We start from the raw sequence: 15,668 nt of genomic DNA on the forward strand, positions 1-15,668 counted from the left end.
CCTCACGGTGCAGACTTACCAACCAAACGTTCGCGACGAGTGAGGCGAGATGAGTACCAACCCGTTCGATGACGAAGACGGACGCTTCTTCGTGCTGGTCAACGACGAAGACCAGCATTCGCTGTGGCCGACGTTCTCCGAGGTCCCTCAGGGATGGCGTGTCGTCTTCGGTGAAGACACCCGCGCCGCGTGCTTGGAGTACGTCGAGAAGAACTGGACCGACATGCGTCCGCGCAGCCTGCGTGAGGCCATGGAGGCCGACGCTGCTGCACGCGCATCCGCTGAGGGAACCCCCAGCACAGAGGCCTGAGTTCCGCCTTCTACGAAGGGCTCGTACCGCGCCGCCGACGAACAGTCGGTCGGCGCGGTTCTTCTGTGCGGCGAAGCGTCGGGCGTAGGAGTTCTTCCGTGCGCGCGATGATGCGTGGTCGACGCAGGGTGCGGGCACCCCACTCACCCAATGTCACACCCGCGGCCAGGCCGCAGCCGACGCCGAACGCCGCGAACAACGAGCTGATACCGAGCAGTAGCTGGTCGTTGAGGATCGCGTACAGACCGCGGTACAGCGCCAGGCCGGGGAGCAGGGGAGTGATGCCCGCGACGGCGACGATCAACGGCGGAATCAGCGCACGACGAGCCAACAGACCACCCGCGAATCCGACGACGGTGGCAGCGATGGCCGAGGCGATGATCGGTCCCACATTGAGCGTCTGCGAGAGCAGATACACCAGCGATCCCGCGAAGCCGCCCATGAAGGCAGCCGTCAACGCACGACGCTCGGCGTAGCAAGCCAGCGCATAGAACAGTGACGCTGCTGCGCCGGCGATCACCTTGGTGGGGACCTGCAGGATGTCCGGTGGGGCCAGGTTGCTGATCTGCGGCAGATCGCTGCCGATCAGCGCGGCCAACCGCAGAGATGTCGCGACGCCGGCGATGATGCCGCCCGTCATCATCAACACTTCGAAGAATCTCGACACCGCCGTGATCGGGGCACCGGTGATCGCGTCCTGCACCGAGCCGACGAGCGAGAGCCCCGAGAGCAGCACGATCACCCCGGCCGCGATGATCTGCGACGGCGAAATGCTGATGTTCAGCTGGTCCTGGAAGTTGTAGAGCGTGATCGCCGGTGTCGCCGCCACGAAGCCGCCGACAACCTGCTGGAAGAAGAACGGCAGGCCCGCACGGTTGAGGACGCGTCCGATGCGGTCGATCACCATCGTCGTCAGGAAGCTGACCACAGCCACCAACGCGCCACCGCCGAGCAACACACTGATGGCCGCGGCCATGCCCGACCACGCCAGGGTCGCAATCCACCGGTTGTACGGGTGCGGAGCCTTGGTGATCTCGTCGAGCCGCTCGAGCGCCGCGCTCGGCGGCACCATCTTCACGCGCACCGCGCGAATGAGACGGTCGACCTCGGCCAGGCGCGTGAAATCCATCGAGCGGTAATGCACGATGCGCATCGTCGACGCCGGAGGACGCGTCGGGCCCCGGTGAGCACTGAGGGTGATCGAGTTGTACGTGACATCGACATCGCATCGCGCGAGGCCGTACGTCGCGGCGATGTACTGCACCTGAGTCGCCGTATCCATCGCTGCCGTGCCCGAGGCCAACAGCACTTCGCCGACGCGAACCGCGAGGTCCAGCACCTCCGCAACCGACGCATCGTCGGTCAGATCGATCGGACGAAGGGGCGACGGTGCTGCGGTCGGCGTATCGATGGTGGCCCGACGCTCACCGGTGAGACGGCTCAGCGAAGCCGTCAGGTCTTGCAGGAAAGTCATGACCGTCTTTACACGTTGCTGGGGTGATCCACGGACAAGGTACCTGTTGTTACTGAGCGTCCGATGAACGGATATGCTGGCTTCGCTTCACTGCCTCCTTAGCTCAGCGGTAGAGCACTCGCCTTGTAAGCGAGCGGTCAACGGTTCAATCCCGTTAGGAGGCTCCACTGAAAAAGGGTTCTGAACTGGCATTTTGAGCTACTAGTAATGAAATTCATTGCCGATTAGGCGAGCTCAGTGTCACAGAATGTCACAAGTGCCGCAGAACTCGCCGGAACAGCGCCTGGTGAGACTGCCTACTCCTATGTGGACGGTTGCGGACAAACGCCGGTCAACGCGCATCGTCGGATGGCTCGTCGCGACGCCGGACGAGTGACTGCAAAGTGTCGGCTGCGCCCAGTAGCGCATGGTTCTGGGAATGGACGTAGGTGCGCATTGTGAATGCGTTGTCCGAGTGCCCGAGCCATGCCGAGATGACGGCAATCGGCACACCCTGAAGGTGCAGCAGAGTCCCACACGTGTGGCGGGCGTCGTGGAGGCGGATGTCGGACACCTTGCTGTTGGTGCAGAGCCTGCGCCAATAGTCGCTGACCGTATCGGGATGAAAAGGTCGCCCAACAGCGTCGGACACGACGTAGGTGCCGGGGCCGACGTAGGTCGAGCTCTTTCGTTCCACACCCTGCAAGCGGTGTGCAGTTTCGAGTGCGGATTTTAGGGCTGGTGTGAGGGGAAGCGTGCGCTTGGACTTTTCTGTCTTTGGAGGGCCCTCTACGACACGTCCGTTGACCGAGACTCGCGTGTTGTTGATTGTCAGGCTGCCGGCGTGAAGATCGACATCGTTCCATTGAAGCCCGCACAGCTCACCGCGTCGGAGGCCGCTCAGAGCAAGCAGCCAAGCGTGGCCGTTCCGATCGCACGCCGATGCTTCCAGGAGGCGTTGCACTTCGTCCTCCGTGAATGTCTGCATCTCGACGTGCACACGGGGCGCGCGGTCGACGAGCGCGGCAACGTCTCGTACCAATCGCCCTTCTCGCATCAGCCCGGTGAGGACTGCGCTTACAAGGTTGAGCATCGGATTGATCGAAGTGGCCTTCCACGGACGTCGCAGTTGGCCATCGGGCTTGACCGAGCTGCCGGCCAACAGATCGTTCACCAGAGCGTCCAAGTGACCTTTGGTCAACTTCTGCACCGCTAGCGCGCCGTAAGTATCGCGCAGCGGTTGAAGGGCATGGGTGTACGCGGCTTTAGTGGACTCTCGTACGCGTCGTCCGGCAAGCCACTCAGCGCAAGCCTCCTCGACCGTGGTGGTCGAGGAGGGAACGAATGTCCCCTTCGAGACTTCCTCGAGCACCTTGGATAGGGCTGCGCGAGCGTCCTTCTCCGTAAGAAATCGACGACGCAACTGCGTTCGCTTCGACGCCCGGGTGCCGGTGGCGTCGGCACCACCAGCGTCGACGGTCATTTGATACCGCAACTCGGTACTGCCGGTAGACCGATTGGTGACGTAGATCTTCTTGATCTGTGGCGGCAGTTGCTGCCTAGCCATCCTCTTCGTCCTGCGTGTTCATGCCAAGTTCGGTCATCCGTCTAAAGAGCTCTTCCGAACGCCGTCGAGCATCCTCGTACAGATATTGCATCGACTCGATGTGCTCAGCTGATTCATTCTTGGAAAGGCCGTTTCGGAGCTGCACCCGAGCACGCCGCATCGCCTTCAACGCATCAAGCCATTCACGAGTGATCCCAACGCGATCGTTCTTCGGGTCGAAGGTGTCACGTACCCACATTTCGACAGGAGCGTCGGATTCCTCCTCGGTCCACTCGGAGCTCGGCCGCATCAGCCCAGCCTCCCCGCTGAACCAGCGAAGGGCATCGTGAGACTCCTGCTGGAGCCCTGGGAGTACTTCGACTCTTCCCTTGGGGAGGTCCGGATAGACCAGTTGTGCTGGTGAGACTCCCAGTGCCGCAGCCAAAATCAGGAGTTCCGAGACGTCCAAGCTCTTCTTGCGTCCGGTCTCCAAGTCCGCGACTACAGATCGCGAGATCCCCCACCCGAAGTCAACCGTCCTGTCGGCAAGCTTTGCTGCGGACAGAGCGGAGTGGTCTTTACCTCGAAGTCGGCGCACTTCCGAGGCGACCCGGGCAACGATCGATTCCGCCCACGACTGCGTCATGGTTACGCAGTCTAGCGGAGAACGTCTTCCCGTTGTGGGACGGCTACGTACTTGTTACTCTGTGGTGGAACCACGTGGACTGACCAGAAATGTCCTGCAGAATGTGGCTCTACTACACAATTCAGTGGAGGTGCTGAAGATGCCCAGACGGTTGTTGTCTGTCCCGGAGGCTATGGCTTGCACGGGACTTGGACGTTCCAACTTCTTCAACAAGATCGCGTCCGGAGAAATCCGGAGCGTGAAGGTCGGCAAGCGCCGGCTGATCCCGGATACGGCCATCGATGAGTACATCGAAGGTCTCGAGGCACAATCCGACGCTAGCTCAGGCGTCGCGTGAGGCCGAGAGCCAATTGTCCCTCAGGAAACTGAAACGCCCCCGGAGAATCTCAGTGTTACCAGCACCGAGGCCGAGGGCGTCGAAACCACAACCCGTGAGGAAGGAGTTCCGCCACCGATCATAGAGCGTCTTGAGAAGTCGTTCAAGACATTTCGCCGAGTCACCGTTCTCCGCCCTCGATTTACGTCAGGGGCCGAGCGGGCGGTGACGCATGTTTCGATCCGCGACAGCGCGGTCGAGTTCTTCTGCTCGCGCCGCACAGGCCTTGGCTACGGAACTTCCTAGCAAGGCCTGATGTGCTTCAGCAGCGTCGTTTTCTGGCAGAGCCCGACGTAACACCAGCCTGCAGCCGGCCTGTGCACCCTTTGTAAATCCTCGGAGACCGGCCCCGAGGCACCACCAGCTCGACTGATCATCGAACCGGTGGCGATACCGATTAGCCGCGCGCCCACCGAGGCGCGGGGCTATCGGGCGTGGAGCGGACAACGTGGGTGCGGAAATTGGCTCAGGGGCCATGGGGGGTCCGGAGGGAACGAACGAAGTCCCTTGTCTTTCATACGTCACCACCATGGAGGTACCAGTTGAGCTCTCGACCCATCTGCAATGCTGACATGACCAAGTTGTCCGGCATGACGAACCGTCATTCAGGCCTCGATCTTTCAGCCCACGCGGCTCGCTTACTCATATACGTTGTGTACGTCGATTCCGTGAAGATCCAAACAGAGCAACATATTTGGCTACTTCAGCTCGGGCGCGGCAGTTCGCCGGTGCAGGCCGCTCCCGCTAGCGGTGCGGCGGCGTTCCGCAAAACTGACGTACCTGAATTACCCGCAAAGAGTGCCTCAGATGACTCGCTGGCGACGGGCGTCATACGTCCTGCGGTGGTTACACCTCCATTGCCCACAAAGGATGCGAGTCGCGCTTGGGATGTGTTGGTAATAAACGCTTCTCATACTCCTGTGGCATGCATTTCGCCTATGGCACGCGACTCGCGCTTCGTGCCCCTTACCTGCAATACATCCAACACTTCTACAGGGTGCGACTCATCCGTCGGTTCCAAGGCGTGCATTACATCCCATACCCGCAATACCGCCAGTTCGTCCCATTCATCCATGGAAAGTGAGACCCACCATGCCCGCTGACATCTTTGCGTTCTGCAACCAGAAGGGCGGAGTGGGCAAGACCACCACCGTCTTTCACCTCGCCTACGCCGTTGCCCAAGCAGGGAAGCGAGCACTCGTTATCGACGTGGATCCGCAAGGCAACGCCAGCACAGTCCTGACCAGGACCGAGCTAGAGAGCGACGATGTCGGTGTTGCCGACGTACTCGCCGAGTCGTCGAACGCGACCATCGCCGATGCTGTCGTCCCCACCATCTGGCCCGGCGTATACCTGGTACCCACGGTGCCGGGAAACGAGTCCCTGGCCTATGTCCGCGATCAATTGGTCGTCGCCGGTGCCGGCCGAGAACGGCGGCTTCGCGACGCAATCGACGTCGTACGAGGCGTGTACGACGTGATCCTCATCGATTGCCCACCCAGCCTCGATCTGCTGACTATCAACGCCCTTGTTGCAGCGCGCGCCGCCGTCGTCGTGACTCAGTCCGCGCTGTTCTCAGCCAATGGACTCGCGCGATTGCTGCGCACCATCGATGCAGTCAAGCGCAGCTACAACACGGACCTCGTCATGCTCGGTGCGATCGTCAACCTCCACGAGATCGCGACGATCAGCGGCCGAGAACAATTGATCGAGATCGCCGCAAGCATCAACATCCTCGGTGACGCCGTTCCCAAGCGGGTTGTCATCAAAGATTCGATGGAGGCCCAAACCAGCCTGGTCGACTGGGGGACAACACAATCCCGCAGCCTGTCGACGATCTATCGCGACACCCTTGCGCTGCTCACGAAGGGACACCTGTGATGGCCCGGCCCGAACGTATGAAGAGCGCACTCGCCGGATCGAGCCCGGTCGATCCGCCGGAAAACTCGCGGCAGCCCCACGGCACTGTTTCGTCGGCCGAGACCGTTGCGCAACCGTCACCGGACAACGCAAAACAGAAGCGTTCGTACTACCTGTACCAGTCCACCGTCGACGATCTTCTCAACGCAGCCGAAGCGCTGTCCGCAACGCCCGGCGCGCCGCGAGGCCCGTCAGATCTCGTCAATGCGGCAATCGAAGACTACTTGGAGTTGTTGCGCAACAGATTCAACGACGGTGCGCCGTTCCCGCAACGAACGGGCCCCCTCGCACGAGGACCGAGAATCCGATGAGCCGATCACACTCCGCGGCAACCCCGTTGACAACGAAGCCGTCAGACGTCGTTGCGCTCCATCCAGCGATCTTGCAGTGGGCCCTCGCAACGGCCATTGCGCTGACAGTAGGCATTGCCGGGGCGTCCTTCTGGCTCAGTTTCGCTGTGTTGCGTGATCTCGCGGTGATGGCTGGGATCGGTCCCGGCGAGGCGTGGGTGATTCCAGTGGTGTTGGACGGCGCAATTGTCTCGACAACAGTGACAGCCATTGCGCTGTCGAATCACACGGACAACCGCACGATCAAGGGCCGTCGCTTCGTCGTCACGATCTTGCGTGTTGCCGCGTCAGCGTCGATTGCGGGTAACTCGTACCACGCAGTCTTGAGTGCGACCTTGCTTCCGGCCGTAGTCTCGGCGGGCATTGCCACCATTGCACCTATTGCGCTCCTTGCGATGACCGAAGTGCTGGCCGTCATACTTCGTGCGCCCCGCGGGGCCGTCAGAGTGGAGTTCGCTCCAAGTGCTGCCACAGCGAAGCCGGACAGGACAGAGACTGAGTTCAGTCAAGAAGGCCCCAGTCCGAGCCGGGATGATTCAGAGGGCGAAGACGGCACGCGGGGAGAACACGCCGACACGGCGGACTCGCTTCGACTGCAAGTAGACGACCTCACACCGGAAGTTGCGGAGACAGCGCGGCTTCGGCACGCGCACCGCGAATGGTCGTGGGCACGAATCGGTAGAGAAACGGACGGCTCCGTTGCATCGACCGCGATGCGCCGATATCGGAAGTGGGAGGAAGTCACCGCGGGGATCGTCGATGGCCACCAGGACGGGCAATCCAAGTTTGATGACAAGCCAGCCAGCGAGCGTGACCGCATGTCCGCAGGATAGAAGTGCTGCCGCGACATAGAGCCATGTTGCTCTTCGTCGCTCCCGCACAATCGCCCCAGGCTGTCGATGGCGGTGAGGTGGTCGCCCCGGACGGTTCAGCGCGTCGAAACGCGCGCTGCCCTGGGACCACCTCCGGCGGTCTCCGGATTGAGCTCCGCTGCGCTCCGCACAGCACAAAGAACAGTTTCCTTCGCACATCTGGCTCCGATCGAGCATGCAACACCCTGACCCGTCTTACCCAGCCCTGACTCCGCGTTGCTCCGGCCCGGTGGGCTCCGAAAACTTTTCAAAGCGCCTGCGGCTGAAAACTTTCCGGATCAGGGCCAGGACGCCGGTCCAGTGCGCCGCCTTCTCTCCTTCGAGCCAGATGACGGCGAAAGAAATTGGCAGAGCGAAAGAGCCGGGGGAGCCGGTTCCGCAACAGAAAGAGAGCCCGACATGCCGCAAAATACTTCCAGCACAGGACGACGGACCACCGCCGCACACAACGCGCGGACTACCGGAATCGTCACCCACACAACCGTCCTGGTCTCCGGACCCCAACAGGCCACTATCACCGCTACCTCCGCAGCCACCGACGAAGCGCAGATGATCGTCGCACTAGGTCACGTCATGATGACCTTCCGCAGCGCCGAAACAGTATCCGCAGTCATCACCGGATTTGCCACCGTCCGGGCCGCGCTCGCCGGAGCCGATGGACAAGCCCCTCACTCCGCGCAACCAGGCGCAGAATTCGGGGCCGCCGCGATCTCTGTCCTGTGGCTCGATAGCCCCGAACACACCGCAGTGCCGCACCACCGCTACAGCTCCGAACAACGTCGCACCATCCACTGGGTAGACCTGCACATGGGACCTGTCACCTGGCGCATCACCGACCGCATCGGGTACGACACCCTGATGGCCGAACTCCGACGCGTTCACCGTGCTGCCGTCGGAGTATTTCTCGACGGCAGCCGCTACCGCCGCGACCCCGCCAAACTCCTCGATGTCTTCGACGACGTCTAGTACCACACGTTCGGCCCCAACCCCGGGGCCGAACGTCGTTTATCCACAGGCTGACTCGACACCACAGTTATCCACACCCTCGCCTGATCTGCCGCCGCAGCGAACGCTTTGTTACGGACCTCGTGTGACGCTCGATTAGAAGCAGCTGGCCGGCACGAGCGACAAGGAACCAAACGATGATCACCTGGACCGTCACCACACACCCCGAGGACAACCCCGAATTGCTGACCGCAACCGGAGCAGAACCCAATCTCGAATGCGCGAAACTGGCCGCCGCCGATGCCGTCCGTATTGCCCTCCTCGACGCACGCGAGCACGCATCGTCCGACAACGGAACGCCGCCGTCCTACCTCGTCACACTCGACGGAACCTGTGCCCTCATCATCGGACTCGGAAGCTGCAGGCCCGAGAACTACAACGCCGTCCTCGACAGCCTTGAGCAGTTCGACGGCACCGCACCACCGAACCTTCTCTACATCTGACCCACACCTCCGCAATGACGACCAACGCGGCATAACCAAGCACAGCGCCACCGGAGTACCGAAGCCAGTTCTCCCGCAACAGACCCGCAAATAGAAACGAGGCGAACAGATGACCCCGTTGAGAGCAGTCGAACCCACCGACGACGACGATCACGCTGATCTGACGGACCATCCGGAGACAGCACCGGAAGCACTGGTCATCTGCGCACTGATGTGGTTGCAGGACACCAACGAGGCCGCCCGCATTGCAGCGTCATTGCAGGCCAACGATTTCTACGATCCAGTTTATCGCGAGCTGTATGGCATCGTGCAGGGGCTGATCATCGACAACCTCCCACACGACCCCGCGAGTGTTCTGGGCGTTCTTGTCCGGTCAGGTGCTAGTGGACACCGCGGTGCACGGCTGCGTCGAACACTGACCGACGTCACCGCAGCGAACGCATGCGGAGCATCAGCAACCGACTACGCCGGCATGGTCCTGTCGGAAAGTTACCGACGCAGCTTCTTCGAGGCAGGGATCAGAATTCAGCAGATCGCCGAGGAAGCGCCGGAAGAATTCCTCTTCGACCAGCTCGTCGAAATCGGAAGGGCGCAACGTGAAGCGACAAACCGCCTTAACGTCTTCCGCAGCGGTAGCACACTGTGACGGCGCGGGAAGAGACAGAGCCGGGCCGTGAGCGGCGTCGAGCTGCCCTTGCCTCTGCACGGTTGGCCGCCGCAGACGCCGCGCATCTCGATACAGACGAAGTCGAGGACCTCGCTGCCGGGCGTGAGATAGATGAAGCCCTAGCCGCCGGCAACACACTGAACGAAGTTGCGCGGTCCATCGGTTACACCGAGGCAGTCGCCACAAACCTTCTGTGCACGTTCCGGGAATTCCGCGAGAGTCTCGCGGCCCGCAATCAGATTCCGCTGTTCTGAGCAACATTCAACGCACACATCGCATTGCCGCCATGACTCGAGAAGCCGACACCATGAACTTCATCCGCATCGACACCGACCGAGGCACCCTTTACGGGCCATCCTTCGCCGAGACGTTGACGCACTTTTTCGGACAGAACCAGCACGTCGAATGGGAATGCCACCAGCTGACCGCCGGATACTCTGATGGGCGGTGCACCGTGTCGACCGCGATCCGAGTGCATCACCGCGGACAATGGATCGTCGCAGCCAGGTGCTTCGGCTCCCGTACCGTCGATGCGATCCCCGAGTGCGCATTGCGCTTCGGATCGAGTTTCGCTAACGCACCGTTCGATGCACCCAAGTTGCCACGCTGGGTTTACGAGTGGGCGCATGACGTAGTGATCTGACCTGCACGGTATCGATCGACCGTTGCAGACCGGATACAATCCTGCGTCAACGCCACGACGCTGAGGCGGTGCGCACCCGTGCACCAAGCAACGTCCTGCCCACGCCACAAGCCCGCCACGTGACGAAACTTCGACGAGATGCCAGAAGGTGCTGCGCAGCGCGCCGCACTCCGAACCCACCATATGAAAGGAACCCGGCCCGTGCCAGCACAAGCCTGGATCACCCTCGTAGTTGGCGTCTTCGCCGTCGTCGGCGTCGCCGGAACCGTCAACCAACGCACCCGAGCGGACAACCGCTCCCAATCCTGGCAACGAATCACCTGGTGCCTCGAACGCACCGTCAGCGACAACCCAGACGAAGTTGCGCTCGGCTGGACAGTGTTCGGCACTGTCGCCGCAACGCCCTTCATCGCCAAGACCGACCGTCGGACACTTCGAGCAATTGCCGACCGCGATATTGCGCCCAGCAGCGACGACCTGGCGGAAACCGACGACAACAGCGACAATGGACCTACAACCCACCGCGAGGAGCGCCCATGACCACCACCGAACCGCGCCGGGCGTGGACTCCCGAGCAACGCCGGAAGGTCCGCGCCGCGGCCGCAGGAGCCTCGATCAAGCTCCGCGAGTACGACAACGATCCAGTCCCGCAGTGGCTACGCGACGTCGCCGCAGGCAAAGACATTAAGCCGCCGACTGATTGAACACCCCATCAATCCGACAAGGCCCGCCCCCAACCAAGGGACGGGCCTTCGTCATTTCGCGAACGTCGGGAATCGATGCCGTCGACTACGCAGAACGAGTGGCCGCCATGCGGGCGGCAGGCGAATCGAACTCCATTGCGCTACGTCCTGCCACAGCCCGGGCCGCAGAGAGAACATGAAGCCGCCCGCTCACGTAGACGCGGGAAGCTCACCGCCCGTCAGTGGGCGGCGTTGTACGCTTCTTCAATGTCGGCCGGGATGCGGCCGCGTTCGCTGATCTCGTAGCCCTGATCGAATGCCCACTGCCGAATCGCACGCGTCTGCTCTGGATCACGCTTGGCTGATCCGTCGGCCGCTGTAGCGGCCGACGCGGCAGCGGGTGAGGGCCTGCGCTTGCGGCCACCGACTCGCGTCGCATGCTCGACGTAGTAGTCGAGCTTCTTATGAAACTCGTTCGCGTTCTTCGCCTTCAGGTCGATCGAGTACTCGACGCCGTTGATCGCGAATTCGATAGTCTCGCCGGATTCGTCGTCAATGACTGACCCGTCGATATCGTCCACCAATTGGGTTGTCACTCGTTTGGCCACAGCCGGAGAACCTTTCTTCGATGCATTCGCAATGCGCAACCGCATTTGTGTTCGTTAGCGTAACCAGCTCCGATATCCGCATTCTTCATCGACACGCAAACTCCGGCCAATATAGCTTGCTAAACAATCTTCACCTCGTGATGGTCGCTGGCAACTACCATGCCGTTCCGGACGACGTACGCCTCGACGTAGTGCGTGCCCCGGTACTCGGTGTACTCCTGGTGCAGGTTGCGGCTCTCGTTGCCGCCGTACCGGATCTCGCCTCGCAGCTTACCGAGCCGCTCGGCTTCGACGCCTCGGTTGCGTACCTTCCACAAGACGTCGTACGGCTCCGGGGCGTCGGTCTTGAGGTGGAACTTGATAGAGCGTCTACGACCGACCACCCTGCTGCGTCGCAGCAGCTCACTGCGACGCGATCCCGGGATTCTGGCGTCGATCTGAGCGGTGTAACGCAGCTCAACGTGGCCATACTTGCTGGTGATGAACTCCTCGTGCGGGGCGATGTCGTCAATTGTCGACGTGAGCGACTTGCCGGACATGCTGGCGGCCAGAGCGGTTCGTGCCTCGGTGACCTCGCTGGCGGCGAACTCGGGGCCGAACATTTTCTGCCATGTTTTCAGCGCTGCAGCATCGTCGTCGCCCTGCAAGTCGTAGGCCTCGCGCGAGATCGCAGCGTAGTCGCTGACTTTTTGCTTGAAGTTCGCGTACTTGTCCTCGTCCCATCGGTGGTTGAAGCTCAGGCCTGGGCAACTAGGGTCGTCCAGGAGCGGCATCGTCAGGTGCCCGTCCAACCACAGCTTGAGGGCCTCGAGGAGGTTGACCAGGGCGGTCGGGATGTCCTGGTACTCCTCGTTTGCGTTCCACCACTGAACCCGATTGCCGAGCATCACGGTCAGGATCACCGACGGGCATGAGAACGTGTTCTTGAAGTCGCGGAGCCACTTGAAGAGTCGGATGACGCGACGCAGCTGGCCGTCGGTGATGTCGTCTCGTTCTTTCATCCAGTCCGCGAAGCCGACCGGGTTCGTCTCCTCGAACTCGTTGTCGCGGTAGTAGATGATTGCCTCTCTGCCGTCGTCGAGAGTGATTGAAGGGACGACATCGACGTGGCATTCGTTGGCGTACTGGATGCGGACGCAGCGGTTCTTCCGCTGGATTTTGTCCTTATATGTGGTGTTGCGCTTGAACGCTGCCCGCACCTGCTGGAGGTACGCCTTGGGGTTGTCGTTCCAGTCGGGGTTTTGTTCGAGGTGGAGCAGGATATCTGCGTCAAACTCGTCGAAGGCACCGACGGGATTGATGATCGTCTCATGGGCCCACGAGCCCTGAGGGGTGTGCTCCTTATACATGTGGCCGACTGTGCCGTCGTTCTGGAACGCGTTGGTAATGGCGGCGACACGCTCTTCGAGCTGAATGAGCTTGTGCGGCTTCAGGTTGACGCTGTTGGTCAGGAACGCGTGGAAGTGCGTGTCGAAGTCGATCGTCATTTGCTCATACTTCCAGGGCGTAGCGGTAGCCGGTGGGGGTGCGGTCGTATAGGGCGACGACCGGCCGCAGGCTGTCGGACTTCAGGCAGATGCCGAACGCGATCGCCGACGAGATTGGCATGGCGCCGAACAAGTGAAGGCGCTTGATGCCTTTGTGGGTGCTCTCTAGTCCTGTGAAGAACGCGCGGATCGTCTCCACGAACGCGGCCAGGTCGGCAGGGCTGCGGAAGACGTCCTCGGCCGTGTCGCCGTCAATGTCGATTGCCCAGTTGGGCAACCCGTCAAGGTCGGGCGGGAGGTCAGTGAGTGGGGTGGTGCCGGACAGGTTGGTGATAAGGACACCCTCCGCCGCGTCCTGGTTTCCATCGACGGAGGGGGTGACGGTGAAGCCTGCAGTGAGGACGTCGGTGGGCCAGCTCCAGGAACCGCTTGAGCGGTGCCGCTGGTACACGTCGAGGGGAAAGCTGTCGTCGAGCTTCGCGCCTAGGTAGACCAGTAGCGGAAGGCGGGCGAACGCGAAGACGCTCAGGTGGGTTATCGATCCCTCTTGTATGGCCGGACGGATCTGGTATTCGACGGCGCGGTCGATCTTGGCCCGGGAGGTCTCGTAGTAGTTGTCGGTTAGAGGTTCTTCGCCGGGCAGATCCCGCAGGTCGATCTCGACTCCTTGGCGGTCGTAGGACTCGGCGAAGTGCGGGAAGCGTCCGGAGGACTGGATGACGGCTTCAGCCGCGGCGTCTCGTGGCATCTCCATGACCCGGCGGCCGCGGATCTCACCGGCCATCCGCACGATGGCGGTGCGGCGATCCTTGGCCAGCCCGGTGCGCTGTTTGATGTCCGCTTCGTGCTCGCGCTTCTTCGCAAGCAGAAAGTCCACATCCAGAAGGCCAGCAACCAGTTGCTTGTCGATTTCGTTGTGACACGACGGGCACGCCAGCATGAGGTTGTCGGCGGTGTCGCGCTCGTTCACAGGCAGCTCGTGCAGGCCACGAGCCGACTTCTTGGACTTCTCCCGTCCCACAATGTGCGCGCCTTCACCTAGGGGTACCTCTTTGGCGCTGAGATTGCCCTCAAGGAGGTAGGTCTTGCACAGGGTGCATCGCCCTCCCGCGCGCACCCACAGAAGGCGGCGGTCCACGTCCCCCAGGCTCATTTGGCTCCACCTCGCGTGCAGCGTGGATCGGTGACTGAAGGGCCGTCCACAAGAACTCCTTAGGTTGAGAGAACGCGACCAGCTGGCCAGGCGATAAGAGGCAAGTGGACTGCCCGGATGGGCCGCTCTCGTCCCGCTACCTTATGCGGCAACCACGCGTCCGCGTCAGCGCTTTCGCGGCAGCCGACCTCGCGGCCCTTTCTGGACGCGTTTCTCGCACTGCTTCCAAATCTCGCCGGATTGCGAAGTAGTCCACCGGTAAAGTGCATGGTGGCGAATCTGCGTTGCGGGTGCTCAGCAACTGCTTGCAGCGTGGCATTCGTGAGCAAACCGTCTACACCGCCATCCGTTAAGAGACCGGGTGGCGGTGTAGACGGTTTGCGCGACGGTAGGGCAGTGTCTGCACCACCGCCAACTCCCTGACGGCGTTGATCGCATCCGGCAGCCCCTTCAGTCCGTCACGCATACGAACCATGCTGCAAGCTCGCTACGTGACGAAGCTTCGACGGCCTATTGGAAGGTGCTGCGCAACGCGCCGACGGCAACAGCAACGACTACGGAAAACATGATCGACGCAATAGTCACGCCGATGCGAAACACGCCGCCGGCGATGACTCCCGTTGCCCGCAGGGGAGCGAACCGCCAACCTGTCTCGGACTTCCCATCGCGCCACAGCGCTCCTACGGCGATCAAGCCGATGGCAACAAGTGCGATCACGATCGTTCACCTCCTACCTGGAGCCGGATTCAACACCACGCCAACGACATAAGTATTTTGCCGTAACCATGTGCAGTGGGCGTGCGTTCTCATTGCGTTCTCAAATTGCCGTTGTGCTGCAATGAGGTGGGACCTTCGATGTGGCGGCGTAAGGCCTGCGGCGCTAGCTCAACTCGTTTGTCAGGCGATGCTGCGCGCGCCCTCTTCATCCGCCCCCGCGTCCCCATCTATCCAAGGCTCTGCAGACGCAGTTGATGCGGAATCCCCAGGGCCCTCGAAACTTTCCTCTGTGCTACTCGTGCCACCCGCGTCATTCTCTGCAGCCGGACCGATATCCGACCTGAGGGTCGCACGTGCCGTCATCGTCGATTTGACCAACCGCGTCGCTTCGGGCACTGACAGATCCACCAAGGCAGCGATGCTGGCGTATGTTTCACCGCGTTTCTTGAGCTCGGCCAGTGCTCTTGCGCGTCTCTCATACGCCGCGTCAAGTTTGGTCTCTGCGTCCCGCCGCAACCGCTCGATCCTCGTGGTCACATCGTCGTTGATTTTTTGTTCGTCGCGGGTCGCATCGAAATACGAGATCAAATCCTGCTCCTGATTCTTCAAACGCAACTGTGCGTCCGACAATCGCTGCGCATTCGCCCGCCGAGCCCGTTCCCGAGCGCTGATCGGTCCACCGTTTGAGGGAGTCATACGCGACAGGCTACCGCCGACATGCCGGCCGGCGGAAGAGTGCTACGTACCCATACGCGCCCTGATTCATCTGTCTAGCTACAACTTTCGTCC

The 15,668-nt window shown here is 61.6% G+C and carries 19 protein-coding genes and 1 tRNA gene; 12 read left to right on the forward strand and 8 right to left on the reverse strand.

Annotation, left to right across the window (positions count from 1 at the left end; all coding sequences use genetic code 11):
* Positions 1 to 49: 49 nt before the first annotated feature.
* Entirely contained in the window at positions 50 to 310 is a 261-nt protein-coding gene (locus R3P95_RS08080; RefSeq protein ID WP_008710007.1) for an MbtH family protein, read from the forward strand.
* Positions 311 to 320: 10 nt separating this feature from the next.
* On the opposite strand, the gene R3P95_RS08085 is transcribed toward R3P95_RS08080, so the two are convergent.
* Positions 321 to 1,784 (reverse strand): threonine/serine exporter family protein, encoded by a 1,464-nt coding sequence (locus tag R3P95_RS08085; protein WP_094640838.1) that lies wholly within the window; start codon positions 1,782 to 1,784, stop codon positions 321 to 323.
* Between the two features lie 92 nt (positions 1,785 to 1,876).
* Here R3P95_RS08085 and R3P95_RS08090 point away from each other — a divergent pair.
* Positions 1,877 to 1,951, forward strand: a tRNA-Thr gene (locus R3P95_RS08090).
* Positions 1,952 to 2,115: 164 nt separating this feature from the next.
* On the opposite strand, the gene R3P95_RS08095 is transcribed toward R3P95_RS08090, so the two are convergent.
* Both R3P95_RS08095 and R3P95_RS08100 read right to left on the reverse strand, forming a co-directional pair.
* A complete protein-coding gene (locus R3P95_RS08095) occupies positions 2,116 to 3,330 on the reverse strand; it encodes a tyrosine-type recombinase/integrase (protein ID WP_317547939.1) in 1,215 nt (404 codons plus the stop codon).
* The gene (locus R3P95_RS08100; RefSeq protein ID WP_317547940.1) at positions 3,323 to 3,955 is read right to left on the reverse strand and encodes a helix-turn-helix domain-containing protein; all 633 of its coding nucleotides are present in this window, start codon (positions 3,953 to 3,955) and stop codon (positions 3,323 to 3,325) included. Before R3P95_RS08100 ends, R3P95_RS08095 begins: the two co-directional genes overlap by 8 nt.
* Positions 3,956 to 4,079: 124 nt before the next feature.
* On the opposite strand from R3P95_RS08100, the gene R3P95_RS08105 reads away from it, so the two are divergent.
* The 10 genes from R3P95_RS08105 (at position 4,080) to R3P95_RS08150 (ending at position 10,935) form a co-directional block, all read left to right on the forward strand.
* Positions 4,080 to 4,292: a helix-turn-helix transcriptional regulator gene (locus R3P95_RS08105; RefSeq protein ID WP_230074464.1), complete on the forward strand. Its 213-nt coding sequence runs from the start codon at positions 4,080 to 4,082 to the stop codon at positions 4,290 to 4,292.
* A 1,131-nt stretch (positions 4,293 to 5,423) separates the two neighbouring features.
* On the forward strand, positions 5,424 to 6,212 hold the full coding sequence (locus R3P95_RS08110) for a ParA family protein (protein WP_317547941.1): 789 nt from the start codon (positions 5,424 to 5,426) through the stop codon (positions 6,210 to 6,212).
* Positions 6,212 to 6,562: a hypothetical protein gene (locus tag R3P95_RS08115; protein ID WP_317547942.1), complete on the forward strand. Its 351-nt coding sequence runs from the start codon at positions 6,212 to 6,214 to the stop codon at positions 6,560 to 6,562. The genes R3P95_RS08110 and R3P95_RS08115 overlap by 1 nt, the downstream gene beginning before the upstream one ends.
* Positions 6,559 to 7,434 carry a DUF2637 domain-containing protein gene (locus R3P95_RS08120; RefSeq protein ID WP_317547943.1) on the forward strand — a complete coding sequence of 292 codons (876 nt, stop codon included), beginning with the start codon at positions 6,559 to 6,561 and terminating at the stop codon, positions 7,432 to 7,434. Before R3P95_RS08115 ends, R3P95_RS08120 begins: the two co-directional genes overlap by 4 nt.
* 438 nt (positions 7,435 to 7,872) lie before the next feature.
* A complete protein-coding gene (locus R3P95_RS08125) occupies positions 7,873 to 8,439 on the forward strand; it encodes a hypothetical protein (protein WP_317547945.1) in 567 nt (188 codons plus the stop codon).
* Between the two features lie 176 nt (positions 8,440 to 8,615).
* Positions 8,616 to 8,921, forward strand: coding sequence for a hypothetical protein (locus R3P95_RS08130; protein ID WP_317547946.1), 306 nt, complete (start codon positions 8,616 to 8,618; stop codon positions 8,919 to 8,921).
* A gap of 109 nt (positions 8,922 to 9,030) precedes the next feature.
* Positions 9,031 to 9,567, forward strand: a complete 537-nt coding sequence (locus tag R3P95_RS08135) for a DnaB-like helicase N-terminal domain-containing protein (protein WP_317547947.1) — start codon at positions 9,031 to 9,033, stop codon at positions 9,565 to 9,567.
* Positions 9,564 to 9,842, forward strand: coding sequence for an urea amidohydrolase (locus R3P95_RS08140; protein ID WP_317547948.1), 279 nt, complete (start codon positions 9,564 to 9,566; stop codon positions 9,840 to 9,842). The genes R3P95_RS08135 and R3P95_RS08140 overlap by 4 nt, the downstream gene beginning before the upstream one ends.
* A gap of 590 nt (positions 9,843 to 10,432) precedes the next feature.
* Positions 10,433 to 10,771, forward strand: a complete 339-nt coding sequence (locus R3P95_RS08145; protein WP_317547950.1) for a hypothetical protein — start codon at positions 10,433 to 10,435, stop codon at positions 10,769 to 10,771.
* Positions 10,768 to 10,935 carry a hypothetical protein gene (locus tag R3P95_RS08150; RefSeq protein ID WP_155290904.1) on the forward strand — a complete coding sequence of 56 codons (168 nt, stop codon included), beginning with the start codon at positions 10,768 to 10,770 and terminating at the stop codon, positions 10,933 to 10,935. The genes R3P95_RS08145 and R3P95_RS08150 overlap by 4 nt, the downstream gene beginning before the upstream one ends.
* 218 nt (positions 10,936 to 11,153) lie before the next feature.
* Here R3P95_RS08150 and R3P95_RS08155 read toward each other — a convergent pair whose 3' ends face one another.
* The 5 genes from R3P95_RS08155 to R3P95_RS08175 all read right to left on the reverse strand — a co-directional run bounded on the left by R3P95_RS08155 (position 11,154) and on the right by R3P95_RS08175 (position 15,575).
* The gene (locus R3P95_RS08155; RefSeq protein ID WP_317547951.1) at positions 11,154 to 11,522 is read right to left on the reverse strand and encodes a histone-like nucleoid-structuring protein Lsr2; all 369 of its coding nucleotides are present in this window, start codon (positions 11,520 to 11,522) and stop codon (positions 11,154 to 11,156) included.
* Positions 11,523 to 11,641: 119 nt separating this feature from the next.
* Positions 11,642 to 13,009, reverse strand: a complete 1,368-nt coding sequence (locus tag R3P95_RS08160; protein WP_317547952.1) for a nucleotide-binding domain-containing protein — start codon at positions 13,007 to 13,009, stop codon at positions 11,642 to 11,644.
* A 4-nt stretch (positions 13,010 to 13,013) separates the two neighbouring features.
* Positions 13,014 to 14,162 carry an SAVED domain-containing protein gene (locus R3P95_RS08165; RefSeq protein ID WP_317547953.1) on the reverse strand — a complete coding sequence of 383 codons (1,149 nt, stop codon included), beginning with the start codon at positions 14,160 to 14,162 and terminating at the stop codon, positions 13,014 to 13,016.
* 510 nt (positions 14,163 to 14,672) lie between these two features.
* Entirely contained in the window at positions 14,673 to 14,879 is a 207-nt protein-coding gene (locus R3P95_RS08170; RefSeq protein ID WP_317547954.1) for a hypothetical protein, read from the reverse strand.
* Positions 14,880 to 15,059: 180 nt separating this feature from the next.
* Positions 15,060 to 15,575: a hypothetical protein gene (locus R3P95_RS08175; RefSeq protein ID WP_317547956.1), complete on the reverse strand. Its 516-nt coding sequence runs from the start codon at positions 15,573 to 15,575 to the stop codon at positions 15,060 to 15,062.
* Between the last annotated feature and the right edge of the window lie 93 nt (positions 15,576 to 15,668).

Origin of the sequence: Rhodococcus cercidiphylli, assembly GCF_033042225.1 — a bacterium.
Taxonomy (GTDB): domain Bacteria; phylum Actinomycetota; class Actinomycetes; order Mycobacteriales; family Mycobacteriaceae; genus Rhodococcoides.